Below are 19345 nucleotides of genomic sequence, written 5' to 3'. Positions count from 1 at the left end.
ACGATGAAATATGTGACCGCGAAGAGCGCGGGTCTGGTCTCCTGCCACGCATGCGGACGCGTGGAGCCGCGCATCCGCTCGGTCACGCCCCAACACTGCAGCCGCTGCGGCGCGGTGCTGCACCGGCGCAACCCCGACAGCCTGATGCGCACCTGGGCGCTGCTGATCGCAGCGGCCTTGCTGTATATTCCGGCAAATTTGCTGCCGGTGATGCATACGTCGTCGCTGCTAGGCTCGGAGGACGACACCATCATGAGCGGTGTCGTGTACTTCTGGACCTCGGGTGACTGGCCGTTGGCCGTGATCGTGTTTATCGCCAGCATCATGGTGCCGATGCTCAAACTCAGCGTGCTCGTGCTGCTCACCGCCACTGCGCAGCGCCGCTCGCGCTGGCGGCCTGAGCAACGCACCACGCTCTACCGGATGGTCGAGCGGATCGGGCGCTGGTCGATGCTCGACGTGTTTGTCGTCACGCTCACCGTCGCGCTGGTCCGCTTCAAGTCGCTTGCCGTGATCACGGCCGGACCGGGCGCGATCGCGTTCGGTTCGGTGGTGATTCTGACGATGATGGCATCCATGCAATTCGATCCACGGCTCATCTGGGACAACGTGGAAGGCAGTACCCAAAAACCCTCAGGACCTCGACCATGACTAGCCCGCAAGGACCGACGCCCGCCTCCGATGCGCCGCGCAACGATTCGAACGGACCGAAGCTGCCGCCCCAATTGCCGGACCCAGACATCGAACCGCGCAGCCGCTGGCTGCCCTCGCTCGTCTGGGTCATTCCGTTGATCGCCGCACTGATCGGCCTCGCGCTCGTGATCAAGTCGGTTACCGAGAAAGGCCCGACCATCACGATCAGTTTCATTAGCGCCGAGGGCCTCGAACCCGGCAAGACCAAGGTCAAGTACAAGGACGTCGACGTCGGCTCGGTGAAGACCATCACGTTGTCCAAAGATCTTTCGCACGTGCTGGTTCAGGTGCAGCTCACCAAGGAAGGCGAAAACTTCGCAGTGAAGGATTCGCGTTTCTGGGTGGTGCGCCCTCGCATCGGCGCGAGCGGCGTGTCCGGGCTGACCACGCTGCTCTCGGGTGCGTACATCGGCGCGGACGCCGGCCATTCGCCGGACACCGAAAAGAACTTCGTCGGCCTCGAAACGCCCCCGCCTATCACGGGCGACCAGAAGGGCCACCAGTTCATTCTGCACGGCGACTCGCTCGGCTCGATCGACATCGGCTCGCCGATCTTCTACCGGCGTGTGCAGGTTGGCCAGGTGGTCGGCTTCTCGCTCGACAAGGACGGCACCGGCGTAACGATGCAGGTGTTCGTGTCGGCGCCGTTCGACCAGTACGTCGGCACCAATTCACGCTGGTGGCATGCGAGCGGCGTCGATCTGCGGCTCGACTCGAGCGGCTTCAAGCTGAACACGCAATCGCTCGCGACGGTGATCGTCGGTGGCTTGTCGTTCCAGTCGCCGCCGGGCCAGGGCGTGGGCGCGCAGGCGCCGAACAACATGACGTTCCGCCTCGCCTCGGATGAACAGGACGCGATGCGCGAGCCGGATGGCGTGCCGTTGCGCGTGGTGATGAACTTCAACCAGTCGCTGCGTGGGCTGTCGGTCGGCGCGACCGTCGATTTCCGCGGCATCGTGCTGGGTCAGGTGACCAACATCGGCATCGACTACGATCCGAAGACGCGCAGCTTCACGATGCCGGTCACGATGAATCTGTATCCGGACCGTCTCGGCAAGCGCTTCCGCGAAACCGCGCCGACCCCGGGCACGCTCGCCGGCCAGACCTTGCTGCAACAGCTCGTCAAGCACGGCTTGCGCGGCCAGTTGCGCACCGGGAATCTGATTACGAGCCAGTTGTATGTGGCGCTCGATATTTTCCCGAAAGCGCCGCCGGCCACGGTTGACGTAACGGGCGATCCGCTCGAGTTGCCGACCATTCCGAACACGCTCGACGAACTGCAACTGCAAGTTGCCGACATCGCGAAGAAGCTCGACAAGGTGCCGTTCGACGAGATTGGGACGAACCTGAACAGCGCGTTGAAGAATGCCGACCAGCTGTTCACGCGACTCGACAAGGAAGTCGTGCCGGAGGCGCGCGACACGCTGGCCTCGGCGAAGCGCACGTTCGGTTCGGCGGAGGCGACGTTGCAGCAGGACTCGCCGTTGCAGTCGGATGTTCATCAGGCGTTGCAGGAACTGACACGCACGTTGCAGTCGCTGAATGCGCTGTCGGATTATCTGGAGCGTCATCCGGAATCGCTGTTGCGCGGTAAATCAGGAGATAAACCATGACGTTTGCCCGGCTCCCCCGCCCGCCGCGCGGGCTTGTGCGCGGCGCTGTTTATGTCGGCGCTCTGGCCGGACTGATGGCGATGGCGGCGTGTTCGTCGCCGAGCAGCCGCTTTTATACGCTCGGCGCGGATGGCGCGCCTGCCGGTTCTGCGGCGCCGGTCAGCGCCCGGACGGCTGCGCCTGCATGGCTGATCGAAGTCGCGCCGATCGATGTGCCGCCGCAAGTGGCGAAGAATCAGTTGGTGGTGCAGACGGGGCCGACGCAGGTCCAGGTACTCGAACAGGAGCGTTGGGCTTCGTTGCCCGGTGACGAGATTCGTCGGGCTTTGTCGACCAGTCTGACGCAGCAGTTGGGCACGATCGATGTGTACGGCACCGCGTATCCGGATACGACGCCGGTGTACCGGGTCAGCATGAATGTGCAGCGGTTCGAGTCGTGGCCGGGGTCGCATGCGTTGATCGATGCGGTCTGGAGTGTGCGGGCTGTGCGTGGGACGGCTGTGATGACGTGCCGGAGTGTGGTGAGTGAGCCGGTTAGCGGCGGCTACGATGCGCTTGTTGATGGGCATCGGGCTGCGTTGCAGAGGATTGCTTTGCAGGTGGCTGGTGGTGTGCAGGCTATGGCTGCGGCTAAAGGTGGCTCCGCCGGGAAGGGGGGTGGGGTTGCTGTGCCGGTGTGTCCTCCCGCTGTGGAGGCTGGTGCCGCTGGCAGTTGAAAAAGGGTTTTGCCTTGTCGGCGGTTTGGTTGTCCGTGCGCTTGGGGTGTTGGCCTTTCCTTGCTTTGTTAGTGGTCTATTAGCGTTGCCCCTGTGCGGGGCGGCACCTACTTTTCTTTGCCTGCCGCAAAGAAAAGTAGGCAAAAGAAAGCGGCTCACACCGCTAATTCTTAAGCGGGTCCCCCGCACAGCCACGGTAGTGGTGCATCTGGAATCCGTCACCTCGCACACTCCGCGTTAGTGACAAAGCACTCATCAGCTCCCACTCCGCACTGCGTGCGTCGCGGACGGGTCTGCCAGGGAAACCGGCGGCCGGGTGGGGCGCCTGGTACACTTGGTACACTTGGTACACCTGATGGTTTTGGGAAACGGGTATCGGCGCGCGCAGCGCCGCCGGAGGTATGACTGCCTTGTCACTGAGGCTGAATGTGCGAGGCGACAGATTCCAGATGCACCACTACCGTGGCTGCGCGGGGGACCCGCTTATGAGCTAGCGGTGTGAGCCGCTTTCTTTTGCCTACTTTTCTTTGCGGCAGGCAAAGAAAAGTAGGTGCCGCCCCGCACAGGGGCAACGCTAATAGACCACGAACAATTCAAGGAAAGGCCAAAAAGGCTAAAAGACCAAAGCACAGATCAACAAGGAACCCGCCGAAACAGGCAAACAAAGCAAAATGTTCACTTCAATCAAAAGATTCATAAAAAAATGGCGTGCCTCCCGCGACGGCGGCCACCAGTTGGACGCCCTACTAGCGATCGCAGACAAATCCGCCCCTTATCCAGACCGCAGCGAATGGCTGATCGAACTCGCCCACTGGATCCACCGCGGCCGCACAGTCCAACCCGACCACCTCGACGCCGCCGAAACCACCACCCCAGCGCACACAAGAATCCGCTATCTCCTCCACGTGCTGGACCGCAACCCGGCCTGGAAAGCCAACGTCGCCGGCATTCTCCGCGCGCTCCTGCGCGAAAGCGACGGCCTCTCGCTGCTCTGCGATGCCGGCATGCCCGTCCACTCCGGGTTCTTCGGCGCACTCTTCGAACGCCTCGAAGCCTCGCTCATCCCGCCCGCGCCAAACCGCCGCGACCTGCGAGCAATCGTCACGCTGATGTTCGGCCAGCAACGCGACGCCGAATGGATCGCCAATCTGCCCACCGATCTGCTCACCCGCATCCGCGCCCTCCTCGACTACGACCAGAACGACAGCGAACAACGCGACGTCACCCCTTTCTCGCTCGACCTGCTGGCCGCGCTGCACAACCTCACCTGCCAGATCAGCTCAACCGGTCTGTCGCAAACCGTCCGCAGCCGGCTCGGCGAAGTCGACCTCCGCGATGCCGGCGATGTACGCGTCGCCATGGAAAAGCAGCCGTTCTACCGGCTCACGCGCGCCATGCTGGCCGTCGAAGCAGCCCATCAGGCCGTCAGCGCAGGCGGCCCGCAAGACAAGCTGCTGCATGAGGTCAACTACCTGCGCCTGCTGCTCGACGAATGCCGCAGCGCCACCGACAACGTCTTCGCCCATCTTTACCGCAATGGCGTCAGTGTCGACATCGTGTTCCAGGTCGAACGCATGCGCATGCGCATCGTGCGCGCGGAACATCTGCTGAACGCCTGGATGACGCAGGACGATCCGCACGCCAGCGCACGTCTCGCCGCCGAACTGGTGAACGCGAATCACGCGAGCCAGAGCGTCGCCCATCTCGTACGCAGCAATTTCTCGCTACTGGCGCGCAAGGTCGTCGAGTACAGCGCCGATACCGGCGAACACTACATCGCGCGCGATCGTGCCGAATACCTGAAGATGCTGCGCATGGCAGCTGGCGGCGGCCTCGTGACCGTCGTCACGGTCTGCGTGAAATTCGCTATCACCGGTGCACATCTGCAATCGATGTTCGAAGGGCTGCTCGCCGGCATCAACTACTCGGCCAGCTTCCTGCTGATGCACTTCCTGCACTTCTCGCTCGCCACCAAGCAACCAGCAATGACCGCGCCCACCCTCGCCCGTGAACTGGACGGCGTCGGCACGCCAGCAGGCGTGGACAGCTTCGTGAGTTCGGTGACCGCACTGATGCGCACCCAGGCAGCCGCGGTGCTCGGCAACGTGCTACTGGTGTTTCCGGTGTGCTTCGGCGTGCAATTGCTGTGGCATGCGCTCTTCAATGCCAACATCATTTCGCCGGAGAAGGCGCACGCCACGCTGCACTCGTTCTCGCTGCTCGGCCCGACACCGTTCTATGCCGCGTTGACGGGCGTGCTGCTGTGGTCGTCGAGTTTGCTGTCGGGCTGGGCGGACAACTGGTTCGTCCTGCATCGCGTGGCCGACGCGCTTGCCTATAACCGGCGCCTGCGCATGACACTCGGCGTGGCCGGCGCCGCCCGGCTCGCCGCGTTTTGCCGCTCGAACGTAGCCGGCGTGGTGGGCAATATCACGCTCGGCCTGATGCTCGGACTCGTGCCAGCGATCCTGACCGCGTTCGCCTTCACTTTCGAAGTGCGTCACGTGACGCTCAGCGCCGGCTCGATCGGCGTGGCGCTCGGCGTGCTGGGTAAGGACGCGCTGAAACTACCGGAGCTGTGGTGGGCGGTCGCGGGCGTCGGCAGCATGGCGATCCTCAACGTGGCCGTGAGTTTCGCCCTCGCCTTCTACATGGCGGTGAAATCGCGCGACTTGCGGCGCAATGCGGTGCGCTCGCTGCGTGGCGCGATCTGGCAGCGGGTGTTCAGGCATCCGCTTGAGCTGGTATGGCCAGCCAAAGCGGCGCCACAAGACAAATAGAGCCATCCACGGGGGTCGCCCGGCAATCGGCTGCCATGCCTTACCTGTGCGGCGCCGGGCGTCCCTGAAACCACGCGCTGCTCATGCGCTACTCATGCGCTACTCATGCGCTACTCATGCATTACTCACGAGCGCAGGCCGCCCGCATACGCCGCCGCGCCTCCGGGAACGCCCCCTGCCTGGGCCGTCACCCCGACCGCGTACAATAGCGCCTTATCTAACGCCTTCCGGCAACCTCAATGTCCTTCGATTTCTTCCTTCCCTGTCCGCGCGGCCTTGAAGCCTCGCTCGCCACCGAGCTCGCCGAAATTGCCGCGAAGCACCTGAACGGCGCACCGTTCACGGCCGGCGCGCAAGTGCCCGGCGGTGTGCATTTCCGCGGCGGCTGGGCCGCCGGCATGGCCGCCAACCTGTACTCGCGCCTCGCGAGCCGCGTGCTGCTGAAAATCGCGCATCGGCCGTATCGCAGCGAACAGGACATTTACGCGCTCGCGCTCGAACAGCGCTGGGAGCAGTGGTTCTCGGCGAATGAAACGCTGCGTGTGGACGTCACCGCGATCAAATCGCCGCTGCGCAGCCTCGAATTCACGACGCTGCGGGTCAAGGACGCGATCTGCGACCGTTTGCGCGAAGTGAGCGGGGCCCGTCCGAGCATCGATACCGCCATGCCCGACGTGCGCGTGTTCGCGTTCCTCACCGCCACCGATTGCACGCTGTACCTCGACACCTCCGGCGATCCGCTCTTCAAGCGCGGCTGGCGTCTCGACAAGGGTGCAGCGCCACTGCGCGAGAATCTCGCGGCGGGCATCCTGCGCCTGACCGGCTGGACTGCCGGCACGCCGCTGTACGACCCGATGTGCGGCAGCGGCACCTTCCTCGCGGAAGCCGCGCAAGTGGCGCTGAATATCGCGCCAGGCGCGGAGCGCCGCTTCGGCTTCGAGAAGCTCAAGCAATTCGAAGCCAAAACCTGGCAACCGATGAAGGCCGCCGCGCTCGACGCCAAACACGCCGCCCGCAGCTCGCGCGCCGATCTGCAGATCTTCGGCAGCGACATTTCCGGGGACATGCTCGACAAAGCACGTGCTAACTTCCAGCGCGCCGGCCTGCCGACTATTCCGCTCAAGCAGGTTGACGCGCGCGGCATGACGGCGCCGTCGACCGAACCGGGCATTCTCGTGGCGAATCCACCGTATGGCGAACGGATCGAAGTGCGCGGCCGCAACGCACGCGGCGAAATCCGCGAAGGTCGCGCCACGCGTGAAGGCCGCGACGACGATAGCTTCCGCCGCGCTCAGGAAGAAACGCCGGACAGCGAATTCTTCCAGTCGCTCGGCGATGCGCTGAAGCAGCGCTTTACCGGCTGGCATGCGTTCATTCTGACGTCGGATCGCAAGCTGCCGGGCCAGATGCGTCTGCGCGAGTCGACCAAGACGCCGCTCTTTAACGGCGCGCTCGAATGCCGGCTGTTCCGCTTCGATCTGATCGCGGGCAGCGTGCGCCAACGGCCGCAGAACAACGACACGCCGGCGGCCTAAGCCGGAGCAGAACGACATCGAACAACCGCGGACCTGGTCCGCGGTTTTTTTTCGCCCGCACCTCAGTATTGCGGCACCCGCGACTCCCACGATTCCCGCGATTCCGCCACGCCCTACTGACACTACGCTGTCAGCAGCCCTCACGCACACTCCTTCTCACGCCATCCGGCGCTTTGCACGGCTTACCGCCATCCACAGGAGAGTGTCATGTCCGCTTCATCCAAAGTTGTTGCATGGTTCGAGATTCCGTCCGTCGATTTCGCTCGCGCCGTGCGCTTTTACGAAGCCGCGCTCGACGTCAAGCTGCGCCATGAGGAAGTCGGCGGCCAGCCGATCGCCATCTTCGACTACGAGGAACCGGCCACCGGCGGCGCAATCGTCCATAGCCCGTCGACGACGCCGAGCGGCGACGGTGTGCTCGTCTATCTGAACGCCCAGCCGACGGTCGACGCGACCCTCGCCCGTATCGAAAAGGCCGGCGGCAAAACCGACGGTCCGGTGATCAAGCTGCCGCAGGACATCGGCTACATCGCGTTCTTCACCGATACGGAAGGCAACCGCCTCGGCCTGCATTCGCTGACCAACGGTTGAGCACGTGACTCGGCGCACCAGCGCAGCGGCCGGCAGGCGCCGCACGGAACGCTGACCGGAGCGCGGCATGCGGCGCTATCATCGTGGGTCTGTCCCCGTCCTTTTCTACAAGACGCCCACGATGACGCGACGCGCCGACCGCCTGTTCCAGATCGCCGAACTGTTACGCGGCCGACGTCTGACCACCGCACAACAACTCGCCGACTGGCTGAATATCTCGCTGCGCACGGTCTATCGCGACGTGCGCGATCTACAGCTCTCAGGTGTGCCAATCGAAGGCGAAGCGGGTATCGGCTACCGCCTGAGCCGCGCGGCGAGCCTGCCGCCCCTCACCTTCACCGCCGACGAGTTGGCCGCGCTCGCAGCGGGCGCACGCATGCTCGAATCGTGGGGCGGCGCCGGCTTCGCGAGCGGCGCACGCGGGGCGTTGGCGAAGATCGCCTCGGCAATGCCCGCCGACAAACGCGCCACGCTCGAGCGTCTGGCGATCTTCGCGCCGTCGTTTCATATCAAGGCGGATTTTTCGGCGAAGGTAGACGTGCTGCACCGCGCGATCGATGCACGTCAGGTGGTGAGCTTCGCCTATACCGATGCGAACAGCGCGGAGACCGAGCGGCGCGTGTGGCCACTGTCGATGGCTTATTGGGGGGCGCGCTGGACGCTCGGCGCGTGGTGCGAATTGCGCGGCGATTTCCGCAATTTCGGGCTGGAGAGAATCCGCGATCTTCAGGTGCTTGAAACGTATCCGGATCAGGAAGGACGACGATTGGCGGATTGGCTACGGCACGTGAATGGGAAGCAGCGATAAAGATGTGCGATACGGTTTGGGGACGCGAGTGTGCGCGCGTTGGAGAACCCGATGTCCGTCCGGGCGATTCGCGGCCCACCACGAGGGAGGCCGCGCGACAACAGTAGCCCGTGTTATTCCACCGCCTTCACCATATCCTCGATCACCTTCTTCGCGTCGCCGAACACCATCATCGTCTTGTCCATGTAGAACAGGTCGTTGTCGAGACCGGCGTAACCCGCTGCCATCGAACGCTTGTTCACGATGACCGTGCGCGCCTTGTACGCCTCGATGATCGGCATGCCCGCGATCGGCGACTTCGGATCGTTCTTCGCCGCCGGATTCACCACATCGTTCGCACCGAGCACCAGCACCACGTCCACCTGACCGAACTCGCCGTTGATGTCGTCCATTTCGTAGACCATGTCGTACGGCACTTCGGCTTCCGCGAGCAGCACGTTCATGTGCCCCGGCATGCGCCCGGCCACCGGGTGAATCGCGTACTTCACCTCGATGCCCTTTTCGACCAGCTTGTCGGTGAGTTCCTTCAGCGCATGCTGCGCACGCGCCACCGCCAGCCCGTAACCCGGCACGATCACTACGGTTTCGGCATTGCCGAGCATGAACGACGCATCGTCGGCCGAACCGGATTTCACCGGACGCTGCTCGGCCGCGCCACCCGCCGCCGCCGCGCCCGCCTCGTTGCCGAAGCCGCCGAGAATCACGTTGAAGAACGAGCGGTTCATCGCGCGGCACATGATGTACGACAGGATCGCACCCGACGAGCCCACCAGCGAGCCCGCGATGATCAGCATCGGATTGTTCAGCGAGAAGCCGATGCCTGCCGCCGCCCAGCCCGAATACGAGTTCAGCATCGACACCACCACCGGCATATCCGCGCCGCCGATCGGGATGATGATCAGCACGCCGAGCACGAACGCGATCAACGTCATGATGATGAACGGCAGCCACGACTGCGTGAGAAAGAAGATCACGCCGAAGCCGAGCATCCCGATCGCAAGGAACAGGTTGATCAGGTGCTGCCCGGCGTAAACCACCGGTGCGCCCTGGAACAGCCGGAACTTGTACTTGCCCGACAGCTTGCCGAACGCAATCACCGATCCGGAGAACGTGATTGCGCCGACGAATGTGCCGATAAACAGTTCGATCCGGTTACCGTAAGGCAGGAAACCTGGCAGCGTATTCTCCGGATCGACCAGACCGAAGGCCGCCGGCTCCGACACCACCGCATACGCAATACACACGGCCGCAAGGCCGATCAGCGAGTGCATCGCCGCAACCAGTTCCGGCATCTTGGTCATCTCGACGCGCGCGGCAACGAACGCGCCGATCGCGCCGCCGATCACCAGCGCGACCAGCAGCAGGCCAAGCCCCAAGCCGAGGTTCGAGCCGAGCGCGTTCGCCTGTTTGACGATCAGCGCGATGGTCGTGAGGATCGCAATCGCCATCCCGACCATGCCGAACGTATTGCCCGTGCGCGCCGTCTTCGGATTCGACAGCCCCTTGAGCGCCTGAATGAAACAGACCGACGCGACCAGATAAAGCAGCGTGACGACGTTCAGACTCATTACGCGTTCTCCTTGGCGGTCTTGTCGGCGATCAGCTTCTTCGGCTCTTTCTTCCTGAACATCTCCAGCATGCGCCTCGTCACGAGAAATCCGCCGAACACGTTCACCGCCGCAAGCGCGACGGCCAGCGTGCCGAAGAACTTGCCCGTATCGCCCACGGTGAGGCCTGCCGCCAGCATCGCGCCGACGATCACGATCGCCGAGATCGCGTTGGTCACCGCCATCAGCGGCGTATGCAGCGCGGGCGTGACGTTCCAGACGACGTGGTAGCCGACGTAGATCGCCAGCACGAAGATGATCAGGTTGATGACGGTGTGGTTGATGACTTCCATCGCCGCTCTCCTATGTATTGATTCGATGTCGGCCGGAGTTGGCGCTTTAGCTCTCGATCAGCGTTGGCGCTTACTTCGGTCCCATGTAATTCATTTCTCAGGTCTTGCGCGTGACTTCACCGTCGCGGGCCAGCAGCGTGGCCGCGACGATGTCATCCGCGAGATCGATGTTCAGGGCGCCTTCCTTGCTGATGATCAGCTTCAGGAAGTCGAGCAGGTTGCGTGCATAGAGCGACGACGCGTCGGCGGGCACCATCGAGGCGAGATTCGTATAACCGACGATCGTCACTCCATGCTTCACGACAACCTGGTCCGCTTCGGTCAGCGGGCAGTTGCCGCCGCGCCGGCCTTCGTACTCGGCGCCGCGTCCAGCGGCCAGGTCGACCAGCACGGAGCCCGGTTTCATCGCCTGCACGGTTTCCACCGAGATCAGCGTCGGTGCGGCGCGGCCTGGGATCAGGGCGGTCGAGATCACCACGTCGGCCTGTTTCGCTCGTTCGTGCACCAGCGCGGATTGACGCGTGAGCCACGAAGGCGGCATCGGCCGCGCGTAGCCGCCGACGCCCTGCGCGGCTTCGCGCTCTTCGTCGGTTTCGTACGGCACATCGAGGAATTTGGCGCCGAGCGATTCGATCTGCTCCTTGACCGCGGGCCGCACGTCGGAGGCTTCGATGACCGCGCCCAGGCGCTTGGCGGTCGCGATGGCCTGCAATCCGGCCACACCTGCGCCGAGTATCAGCACACGGGCCGCTTTCACGGTACCGGCTGCCGTCATCAGCATCGGCATGAAGCGCGGATAGAGCGTGGCGGCCAGCAGCACCGCCTTGTAGCCCGCAATGTTCGCCTGCGAGCTCAGTACGTCGAGGCTCTGCGCACGGGTGGTTCTCGGCGCGGCTTCCAGAGCGAACGCGGTGACACCCGCAGCCGCCAGCTTTGATGAGTTTTCAGCATTAAACGGATCGAGCATGCCGACCAGCGTCGCGCCGCGCTTCAGAAGCGGCAGCTCGGCGTCGGTCGGAGACTGGACCTTCAGAACGAGATCGGCCCCAAAGGCGGTCGCGGCGTCGACAATTTCCGCGCCGGCGGCCGCAAAGGCTTCGTCAGGAAAGCTCGCGCCGGTGCCGGCGCCGCTCTGGATCGTGACCCGGTGGCCCTGGGTCACATATTTCTTGACCGTTTCGGGCGTCGCGGCGACGCGGGTTTCGTGCGCGCGCGTCTCGGCTGGCACTCCGATGTGCATCTTTTTTCCTCCTCGACTTCCTGTTTTACGACAGAGCTGCCGACGAGGCACGCCGGCTTGCAAGTGCAACGGCTAACGGCGTCACTTTAACCGAAACCTGGGGGTGTGCAGAAATCGGGGACAATCCGGGGGTCGCGGCCCGACGGGCGCCTTGCAGGATGCCGGCCGTGGGCTACCGGTCATGCTGCTCATGCCGCTTGCGCGTGAGTGGCCAGTCGCCCGCCGCCGGTCGCCCGCAGCCGGTCGCCCGCAGCCGGTCGCCCGCTGCCGGTCGCCCGCTTCCCGGCAGCCCAGGCCTATAAACGGTAAAATGCGCACCCATGAAACCGGAAACCTGGCTGCCGCACGTTACCGTTGCGGCGATTGTCGAGCGTGATGGGCGTTTTCTCGTCGTCGAGGAACATACCGCCGACGGCCTACGCCTGAATCAGCCCGCCGGCCACCTGGAAGCGGGCGAAACGCTGGTGGAAGCGGTCATCCGCGAGACGCTCGAGGAAACCGCGCATCCGTTCACGCCCGAGGCGCTGGTCGGCATGTATATGACGCATTTCGAGCGACCCGGCGTTGAGGGCGTGACGTATCTGCGCTTCACCTATTGCGGCACGAGTGGCGCAGCGGTTGCAGAGCGCGCTCTCGATCCCGACATTGTCCGCACGCTGTGGATGAGCGCCGACGAATTGCGCGCCTGCCCTGAACGGCATCGCACGCCGCTCGTCATGCAATGTCTCGACGACTACCTCGCGGGGCGGTGTTTCCCGCTTGATTTCGTGCACACGCATTCGGTCGGGCGCAAACAGGCAGAGTAAGCAGGCAGCAACAGACGTCCCAAGGTCTAACCCGTCAAGCAAGCCGGATCCGTCACGAGCGGCCAGGCAGGCGGGCGAGTAACACGGTCAACCCACGATCCATGAAGTCACGCAGTACCCAGTGAGCACCTTATGAGCAAGCAGAAAGTCGTAGTAGGCATGTCAGGCGGCGTCGATTCGTCCGTTACCGCGTGGCTGCTGAAGGAACAGGGCTACGACGTGGTCGGCCTGTTCATGAAAAACTGGGAAGACGACGATGACAGCGAGTACTGTTCGACCCGGCAGGACTGGATCGACGTCGTCTCGGTGGCGGACCTGATCGGCATCGACGTCGAAGCGGTCAACTTCGCCGCCGAATACAAAGACCGCGTGTTCGCCGAATTCCTGCGCGAGTATTCGGCCGGACGCACGCCGAATCCCGACGTGCTGTGCAACGCCGAAATCAAATTCAAAGCCTTCCTCGATCACGCCATGTCGCTTGGCGCGGAAACCATCGCGACCGGCCACTATGCGCGCGTGCGAGAGAACAATGGCCGCTTCGAATTGCTGAAGGCCTTCGATCATACGAAGGACCAGTCGTATTTCCTGCATCGGCTAAACCAGGCGCAATTGTCGAAGACGCTGTTTCCGCTCGGCGAGATTCCCAAGACGAAAGTGCGCGAGATCGCCGAACAGATCGCGCTGCCGAATGCGAAGAAGAAGGATTCGACCGGCATCTGCTTTATCGGCGAACGGCCGTTCCGCGATTTCCTGAACCGCTATCTGCCGACCAAACCGGGCCCGATGAAAACCCCCGACGGCAAAGTGATCGGCGAACACATCGGCCTCGCGTTCTACACGTTCGGGCAACGCAAGGGCATCGGCCTTGGCGGCAGTAAGGACGGCAGCGGCGAGCCGTGGTTCGTTGCCGGCAAGGACATTGCGTCGAATACGCTGTATGTCGCCCAAGGCCATGACCATCCGTGGCTGCTGAGTCATACGTTGAGCGCGGGCAATACGAGCTGGGTGGCGGGTGAACCGCCGGCTGAAGGTTTCGCATGCGGCGCGAAAACCCGCTATCGGCAAGCAGATGCACCGTGCACCTTCAGCGCGGCCGGTGTCGGTGAAGGCCTCTTCGAACTGAATTTCGACGCCGCTCAATGGGCTGTCACACCGGGGCAATCCGCGGTGCTCTACGATGGCGAGGTGTGTCTCGGCGGCGGCATCATCGAACACGCGGTGACCGGGCAACCAACGGTGCGCGAGGCGCAACAGGCAGCGTTGCTGACCGCCCGTTGACCTGCGGGTTTGAGCCAGCTTCCCTTGAGCCGGCTTCCCCTTGCATCAGCTTCCCAATAACAAGCAGTCGTTCGTTTCCCTTCGCGGCTGATTCCGCCTGCGCCGAGCGCGTCGACGATCCCTCCGCGACGATCCCCACTGCACTGGAGTCCCCATGCTTTCTCGACGTTATCTGGCAATGTGGTGCGCAGTCATTCTGCTCGCAGCCTGTGCGGCGCTCGCCGCGGCGCATCACATTTCGTGGTTCTGGATCATCGTGCCGGTGGCGCTCGTCGCGCTGGGCCTGTTCGATCTGACGCAGCAACGCCACGCGATTCTGCGCAACTATCCGCTGTGGGGCCACTTCCGCTTTCTGTTCGAATTCATCCGCCCGGAAATCCGCCAGTATTTCGTCGAGGACGACACCGACGAGAAACCGTTCTCTCGCGCGCAACGCAGCATCGTGTATCAGCGTGCGAAGAACGACGTCGATAGCCGCCCGTACGGCACCGAACTCGATGTCAAAGCCGTCGCACACGAATGGATCAGCCACTCGCTCGCGCCGACCACGATCGCCAGCCACGATTTCCGTATCGTCGTCGGGCCCGACCGGGCGCAGCCTTATTCGATGTCGATCTTCAACGTCTCCGCGATGAGCTTCGGTTCGTTGTCGGCGAACGCGATCATGGCGCTGAACCTCGGCGCGAAGAAAGGCAACTTCGCGCACGACACGGGCGAAGGTTCGATGTCGAAATACCACCGCGAGCATGGCGGCGACATCATCTGGGAAATCGCTTCGGGTTACTTCGGCTGCCGCAACGACGACGGCACCTTCAGCGCGGAGAAGTTCGCGAAGCAGGCCGCCGAGCCGCAAGTGAAGATGATCGAAGTGAAGCTCTCGCAAGGTGCGAAGCCCGGTCACGGCGGCGTGCTGCCGGCCGCCAAGATCACACCCGAGATCGCGGAAACGCGCGGCGTGCCGATGGGCCGCGATTGCATCTCGCCCGCCACCCACGCCGAATTCTCATCGCCGCGCGGCCTGCTCGAATTCGTCGACCGCTTGCGCACACTGTCCGGTGGCAAGCCGACCGGCTTCAAGCTGTGCATCGGGCATCCGTGGGAATTCTTCGGCATAGCGAAAGCGATGCTGGAAACGGGCATTCTGCCGGACTTCATCGTGGTCGACGGCGCGGAAGGCGGCACGGGTGCGGCGCCGCTGGAATTCACCGACCACGTCGGCGTGCCGTTGCAAGAAGGCTTGCTGCTGGTGCACAACACGCTGGTCGGCATCGGTTTGCGTCAGCGCATCCGCATCGGCGCGAGCGGCAAGATGATCACCGCGTTCGACATCACGAAGACGCTGGCGATCGGCGCGGATTGGGTCAACGCGGCGCGTGGCTTCATGTTCGCGGTCGGTTGTATTCAGGCGCAGACCTGCCACACCGGCCGCTGCCCGACGGGCGTCGCGACGCAAGACCCGGTGCGCCAACGTGCGCTGGTCGTGCCGGACAAGGCCGATCGCGTGTTCAACTTCCATCACAACACGTTGCATGCGCTGAAGGAAATCATTCAGGCCGCGGGGCTCAAGCATCCGGCGGAGCTGCGCGCGCATCACATCGTGCGGCGTGTGTCGTCGCATGAGGTGCAGTTGATGTCCGAACTGCTGAAGTATCTCGATCCGAACGACCTGCTGAACGGCAACTATCGCTACACGCTGTACGAGAAATATTGGCCTATGGCGCAAAGCGATTCGTTTGCGCCGAAGGTTGAATTGGCCGCGACGTAGGCCGGTTGTGACGGCGGCGGTTCTTATTGAACCGATCGCCGCCTGAGTCTTAGGTTTTGGCGGGGATTTCTTTCAGAAAAATAAGAATCCTTAGGAACCCGTCTTATATACAACTGCTGCGACGGATCGTACATTGGCGGGTCTTCTGCACCCGCTTAATGTTCATGCTCACGTCCCCTTCTGCTCCGCTGCCGCTTGCGGCTCATACGCAACTTGTCCAGACCCGGCAAGGCTGGATGCTCGCCAATCCCAACGACTTCTATCTAGGCCGGGCGCTCATCGAATACGGCGAGTGCTGCGAGCTGGAATCCGCCGTACTGCGACAGTTACTGGTGCAACCGGGGATCGTTGTGGAAGTCGGCGCGAATATCGGCGTGCATTCCGTCATGCTGGCTCGCGAGGCGCTGGCGCGACGCCAGGTGCTGGTTGCATTCGAGCCGCAGCCGGTGATCTTTCAGAACCTCTGTGCGAATCTCGCGGCCAATGGCCTGCGTAACGTGCTGGCCTGGCCGTATGCATGCGGCGCGAGTGCGGGCACACTGCATTTTGCGCGGCCTGACTACGACGCACCGGGCAATTTTGGCGCCGTGTCGATGCAGACAGAGGCCGCGGCGAACACGATCCCGGTTCCGTGCGTCCGGCTTGACGATGTGCTGCGCTCGCATACGGTCGGCTTGCTGAAGCTGGATGTGGAGGGGTTCGAGTTGAATGCGCTGCAAGGCGCGGAGGAAACCATCGCCCGGTCGCGGCCGGTGATTTACGTAGAGAACGACCAGCGCGATCGTTCGCAGGCATTGATCAAGTGGCTGTGGGCGAAGGACTATCGGATGTGGTGGCATTTGCCGCCTTTATTCAATCCTGGGAATTTCTTTGGGTGCGCGGAGAATATTTACGACCGTGTGGTGTCGTGCAATATGCTCGCTCTGCCGCGGGAACTGGAGATGGAGATCGAGGGGTTTGAGGAGGTGACGGATTCGTCCGTGCATATGTTGGTGGGTGGGAGCGGGGCGAGTGGTTGACAATGGCTGCTCGGGATCTTCGCTGATGAATCTTGCTGCCGCCGGACTGTAATACCTATTCCGATAGTAGAGAAACGGTAGTGCGCCGACATTCATCGGTTTGCCGTCGCGCTGCGCGCGCCGTCAAACCCGGCGGAACAGGACCGTCGTGTCCCACTGTTCCAGAACCGCGCCGGCCTTCGCGAACCACCCTGACGCCGACCCCGTCAAGGTCGCGCAACGCGCGCCGAAGGGCACCAACTCACACCAGCAGTTGATCATGGCTGATGTCAATCATAAAGCACGTCCACCCGTCACTGAGCGATCCGTCACCATCCAGGAATCCTGGCGCTATCAGAACCCGGCTCGCATGCACTTCCATAGGCCCAAGACCCCGCCCCTCTCTCCGTGGATGAAGCTCTCCGGACGATGGATCGAGACCGCCGGCCTTGAGCCTGGACAGCGCGTGCGTATCACCGTCGAACACCAGAAACTCATCATTACGCCGCTTTAAATACAGAAGGGCCGCGCGAGCGGCCCTTCTGTCACGTCACGGATGCGTGGCAAGAACTGGAGCCTTGTTCTCTAGCAGTTCCAACACAATGCCCCATAAATTATGTTCACTCCGCGAGAGATGTCTCAAACATGCTCTTGTGCCAATAGGCCTGCTCATCGCTTAACCACGCAAATCTTTTGCGGGTCGCCAACGCCTGCAATGGGACAAGTACGATTCCATAACGCCAGAACAGAGCGATCATGTCTCGCAAGGCATCCTCGCTCAAATAGCGCAGGTCGATGTCAATCAGCGCCCCCCTTCCTACACCCTGTATGTGCTTGATCGCGGCAACCTCCTCTAGTGTCTTAAAGAAACGCCGCTCTTCACCCACTGAGTAGAAGCTGCTCAGACGAATTTCAATCTGCATTCTTTGATTCCCGGAAATTATCGACTGCGCCCACCCGTCATCGTTTTTGTATGCGCCCGTCGGGCCATACGCTTTGGTGGTTTAAGCACAAGCAGAAACCGGCACGCCTGCCCTTCCATATGCGCAAGGAGCCGGCCACCTTCCCGTGGATGAAGCTCTCCGGACGATGGATCCAAACCGCCGGCTTTGAACCCGGACAGCGCGTGCGTATCACCGTCGAACACCAGAAGCTTGTCATTACACCGCTTTAAATACAGAGGGGCCGCGAATGCGGCCCCTCTGTTGTCTGACTGTTTAACAGCCTCAATGTGAACGAGCTGAACAAGCTTTCCGACGACTACTCTCCGCGCGCCCACGAGAGATACTTAATCACTTCCTCATTTACGTTCATCAGCACGTTTCCTCATCTTGGTAATGTGAATGTCATTTTGCCAGGACTCATATCCGAGTAGTGACCCTTGCATTCTTTCAAAACCTTCATTCCATCCGGCACGTGCTGCTTCGTCCTGCATCAGGATATAGGCATCGATGCGCCAACTTTCCCCCGGCAACGCGTACAAGACATGATGGATGCCCCGTACAGGGCCATCGCGCAATGGCTCCACGTATTCGCGTTTGACAAACCTTCCAGCTTCGACAAACGGATCAAACAGCCTCTCTGGGATTTCTTCTACGTCTGAATGAGGCGGATATTGCCCGCAAAACGCCGACAGTGGTTTTGTGCCGGACAACATCATCCTTAACTCGCGATTCGTGTGGAGCATGTAGGGCAGCTCATCAAGCGGCCGATTCTGTGCCCGAAGCATCACGATCTCCGCGCCCTCTGGCAATCGCAACTGGAAACGCCTCTCCACACGCACCACATCAGCAGAATCAAGTCTATAAACTCTATGCGCAAGGAGCGCATCCAGACCTAGACACGCGGCGATTTCATCGCCGCCAGCCTCGAAGCGCACTTCATGTTCAATGCACTCCGTCACGTTGTCGAAAATCTCAAGTATGAACTGCATGCAGTTTCTCTTTTTCAGATCGCGACCCCGTGCCGCGCGACCGCCTAATCAATGGGACATGTTCCGCTACCCTTATTTCCGCCGCTTGGATCAATCGGAAGCACCGGAGTTTGACCATTAGGATCCTGCGATTTCCTATAGCAGTCTGGACAATATGGAGTATACGTTCCCGCATGTGGACCACCGCAGTTGACACACCATGAGTCAGGTGCCCATCGTCCATTCTTGCCGCGAGCCAGACCAAAGGGATCTCTGAACTGAACCGGGTTCCCACCCACGTAAGCATACGCATTCGTCTGCCCACTCGCGTAGCCGATCGGGTCCTCACTGATGAACCTGCCCGTCTGCGGACTGTAATACCGGTTCCGGTAGTAATACAGCCCCGTCCCATCATTCTCCCGTCCGGTGTACTGCTGCGGGTTCGCATCCGCTGCGCCACTCAGCGTCGTCTGTCCGTAAGGCTCATAGCGGTATTGCGTGACGATGTTCTGCCCCGCATTGGTCAGCGCGATCACGTTGTTGTTCGCGTCGCGCAGCACGTAGCGGTCGGTTGCCGGATCATCACCATTGCGCCGCATCAGCAATTCGTCCGGCGCACCCCCGACGAACAGCGGGAACTGCTGCAGCCGGTGCGACCAGTCGTCGTCCGTGTTCGCAAGCGCCAGATCGTCGCCCACGTTCAGGTAGTC

General features: G+C 62.3%; 18 protein-coding genes and 1 pseudogene. 13 read left to right on the top strand and 6 right to left on the bottom strand.

What is annotated here, in order from left to right:
* The first annotated feature begins 3 nt into the window (after window positions 1-3).
* From AC57B6_RS32865 to AC57B6_RS32835, 7 genes and pseudogenes are all read left to right on the top strand, one after another.
* A pseudogene (locus AC57B6_RS32865) lies at window positions 4-655 on the top strand (paraquat-inducible protein A).
* Window positions 648-2306: a PqiB family protein gene (locus tag AC57B6_RS32860; protein WP_028198867.1), complete on the top strand. Its 1659-nt coding sequence runs from the start codon at window positions 648-650 to the stop codon at window positions 2304-2306. The pseudogene AC57B6_RS32865 and the gene AC57B6_RS32860 overlap by 8 nt, the downstream one beginning before the upstream one ends.
* The gene (locus AC57B6_RS32855; protein WP_474634134.1) at window positions 2303-3022 is read left to right on the top strand and encodes a PqiC family protein; all 720 of its coding nucleotides are present in this window, start codon (window positions 2303-2305) and stop codon (window positions 3020-3022) included. The genes AC57B6_RS32860 and AC57B6_RS32855 overlap by 4 nt, the downstream gene beginning before the upstream one ends.
* A 671-nt stretch (window positions 3023-3693) precedes the next feature.
* Window positions 3694-5802 (top strand): site-specific recombinase, encoded by a 2109-nt coding sequence (locus tag AC57B6_RS32850; RefSeq protein ID WP_496422893.1) that lies wholly within the window; start codon window positions 3694-3696, stop codon window positions 5800-5802.
* A 239-nt stretch (window positions 5803-6041) separates the two neighbouring features.
* Window positions 6042-7337 carry a THUMP domain-containing class I SAM-dependent RNA methyltransferase gene (locus tag AC57B6_RS32845; RefSeq protein WP_106355364.1) on the top strand — a complete coding sequence of 432 codons (1296 nt, stop codon included), beginning with the start codon at window positions 6042-6044 and terminating at the stop codon, window positions 7335-7337.
* 207 nt (window positions 7338-7544) lie between these two features.
* Window positions 7545-7928 (top strand): VOC family protein, encoded by a 384-nt coding sequence (locus AC57B6_RS32840; RefSeq protein ID WP_183802122.1) that lies wholly within the window; start codon window positions 7545-7547, stop codon window positions 7926-7928.
* Window positions 7929-7995: 67 nt separating this feature from the next.
* A complete protein-coding gene (locus AC57B6_RS32835) occupies window positions 7996-8736 on the top strand; it encodes a helix-turn-helix transcriptional regulator (protein WP_030102060.1) in 741 nt (246 codons plus the stop codon).
* A gap of 113 nt (window positions 8737-8849) precedes the next feature.
* Here AC57B6_RS32835 and AC57B6_RS32830 read toward each other — a convergent pair whose 3' ends face one another.
* From AC57B6_RS32830 to AC57B6_RS32820, 3 genes are all read right to left on the bottom strand, one after another.
* Window positions 8850-10304, bottom strand: coding sequence for an NAD(P)(+) transhydrogenase (Re/Si-specific) subunit beta (locus AC57B6_RS32830; RefSeq protein WP_028198873.1), 1455 nt, complete (start codon window positions 10302-10304; stop codon window positions 8850-8852).
* Window positions 10304-10636, bottom strand: coding sequence for an NAD(P) transhydrogenase subunit alpha part 2 (locus AC57B6_RS32825; protein ID WP_028198874.1), 333 nt, complete (start codon window positions 10634-10636; stop codon window positions 10304-10306). The genes AC57B6_RS32830 and AC57B6_RS32825 overlap by 1 nt, the downstream gene beginning before the upstream one ends.
* Window positions 10637-10733: 97 nt before the next feature.
* Window positions 10734-11876 (bottom strand): Re/Si-specific NAD(P)(+) transhydrogenase subunit alpha, encoded by a 1143-nt coding sequence (locus AC57B6_RS32820; protein WP_106355358.1) that lies wholly within the window; start codon window positions 11874-11876, stop codon window positions 10734-10736.
* Between the two features lie 320 nt (window positions 11877-12196).
* Here AC57B6_RS32820 and AC57B6_RS32815 point away from each other — a divergent pair, with 320 nt between their 5' ends.
* The 5 genes from AC57B6_RS32815 to AC57B6_RS32795 all read left to right on the top strand — a co-directional run bounded on the left by AC57B6_RS32815 (window position 12197) and on the right by AC57B6_RS32795 (window position 17237).
* On the top strand, window positions 12197-12682 hold the full coding sequence (locus tag AC57B6_RS32815; protein WP_496422892.1) for an NUDIX hydrolase: 486 nt from the start codon (window positions 12197-12199) through the stop codon (window positions 12680-12682).
* Between the two features lie 132 nt (window positions 12683-12814).
* Window positions 12815-13960, top strand: coding sequence for a tRNA 2-thiouridine(34) synthase MnmA (mnmA, locus tag AC57B6_RS32810; RefSeq protein ID WP_252888721.1), 1146 nt, complete (start codon window positions 12815-12817; stop codon window positions 13958-13960).
* Window positions 13961-14114: 154 nt separating this feature from the next.
* Window positions 14115-15725, top strand: a complete 1611-nt coding sequence (locus AC57B6_RS32805) for an FMN-binding glutamate synthase family protein (protein ID WP_278497743.1) — start codon at window positions 14115-14117, stop codon at window positions 15723-15725.
* A 164-nt stretch (window positions 15726-15889) separates the two neighbouring features.
* The gene (locus tag AC57B6_RS32800) at window positions 15890-16744 is read left to right on the top strand and encodes an FkbM family methyltransferase (RefSeq protein ID WP_496422891.1); all 855 of its coding nucleotides are present in this window, start codon (window positions 15890-15892) and stop codon (window positions 16742-16744) included.
* Window positions 16745-17003: 259 nt separating this feature from the next.
* Entirely contained in the window at window positions 17004-17237 is a 234-nt protein-coding gene (locus AC57B6_RS32795) for a SymE family type I addiction module toxin (protein WP_216750147.1), read from the top strand.
* Window positions 17238-17343: 106 nt separating this feature from the next.
* Here the strand turns inward: AC57B6_RS32795 and AC57B6_RS32790 are convergent, their stop codons facing one another.
* Window positions 17344-17646: a hypothetical protein gene (locus AC57B6_RS32790; RefSeq protein WP_496422890.1), complete on the bottom strand. Its 303-nt coding sequence runs from the start codon at window positions 17644-17646 to the stop codon at window positions 17344-17346.
* A gap of 50 nt (window positions 17647-17696) precedes the next feature.
* Between AC57B6_RS32790 and AC57B6_RS32785 the strand changes: the two genes are divergently transcribed.
* Complete coding sequence (locus AC57B6_RS32785; protein ID WP_496422889.1) at window positions 17697-17897, top strand: SymE family type I addiction module toxin; 201 nt, start codon at window positions 17697-17699, stop codon at window positions 17895-17897.
* A 126-nt stretch (window positions 17898-18023) separates the two neighbouring features.
* On the opposite strand, the gene AC57B6_RS32780 is transcribed toward AC57B6_RS32785, so the two are convergent.
* Both AC57B6_RS32780 and AC57B6_RS32775 read right to left on the bottom strand, forming a co-directional pair.
* Window positions 18024-18656: a hypothetical protein gene (locus tag AC57B6_RS32780; protein ID WP_496422888.1), complete on the bottom strand. Its 633-nt coding sequence runs from the start codon at window positions 18654-18656 to the stop codon at window positions 18024-18026.
* A gap of 44 nt (window positions 18657-18700) precedes the next feature.
* Window positions 18701-19345: RHS repeat-associated core domain-containing protein (locus tag AC57B6_RS32775; protein WP_496422887.1), on the bottom strand; the 645-nt coding region annotated here is incomplete at its 5' end.

This window comes from Paraburkholderia sp. BGA-UO-ETr-F12, assembly GCF_059567945.1.
Note: the sequence above shows the minus strand (reverse complement) of the source record. Positions and strands in the feature narration are given on the sequence as shown.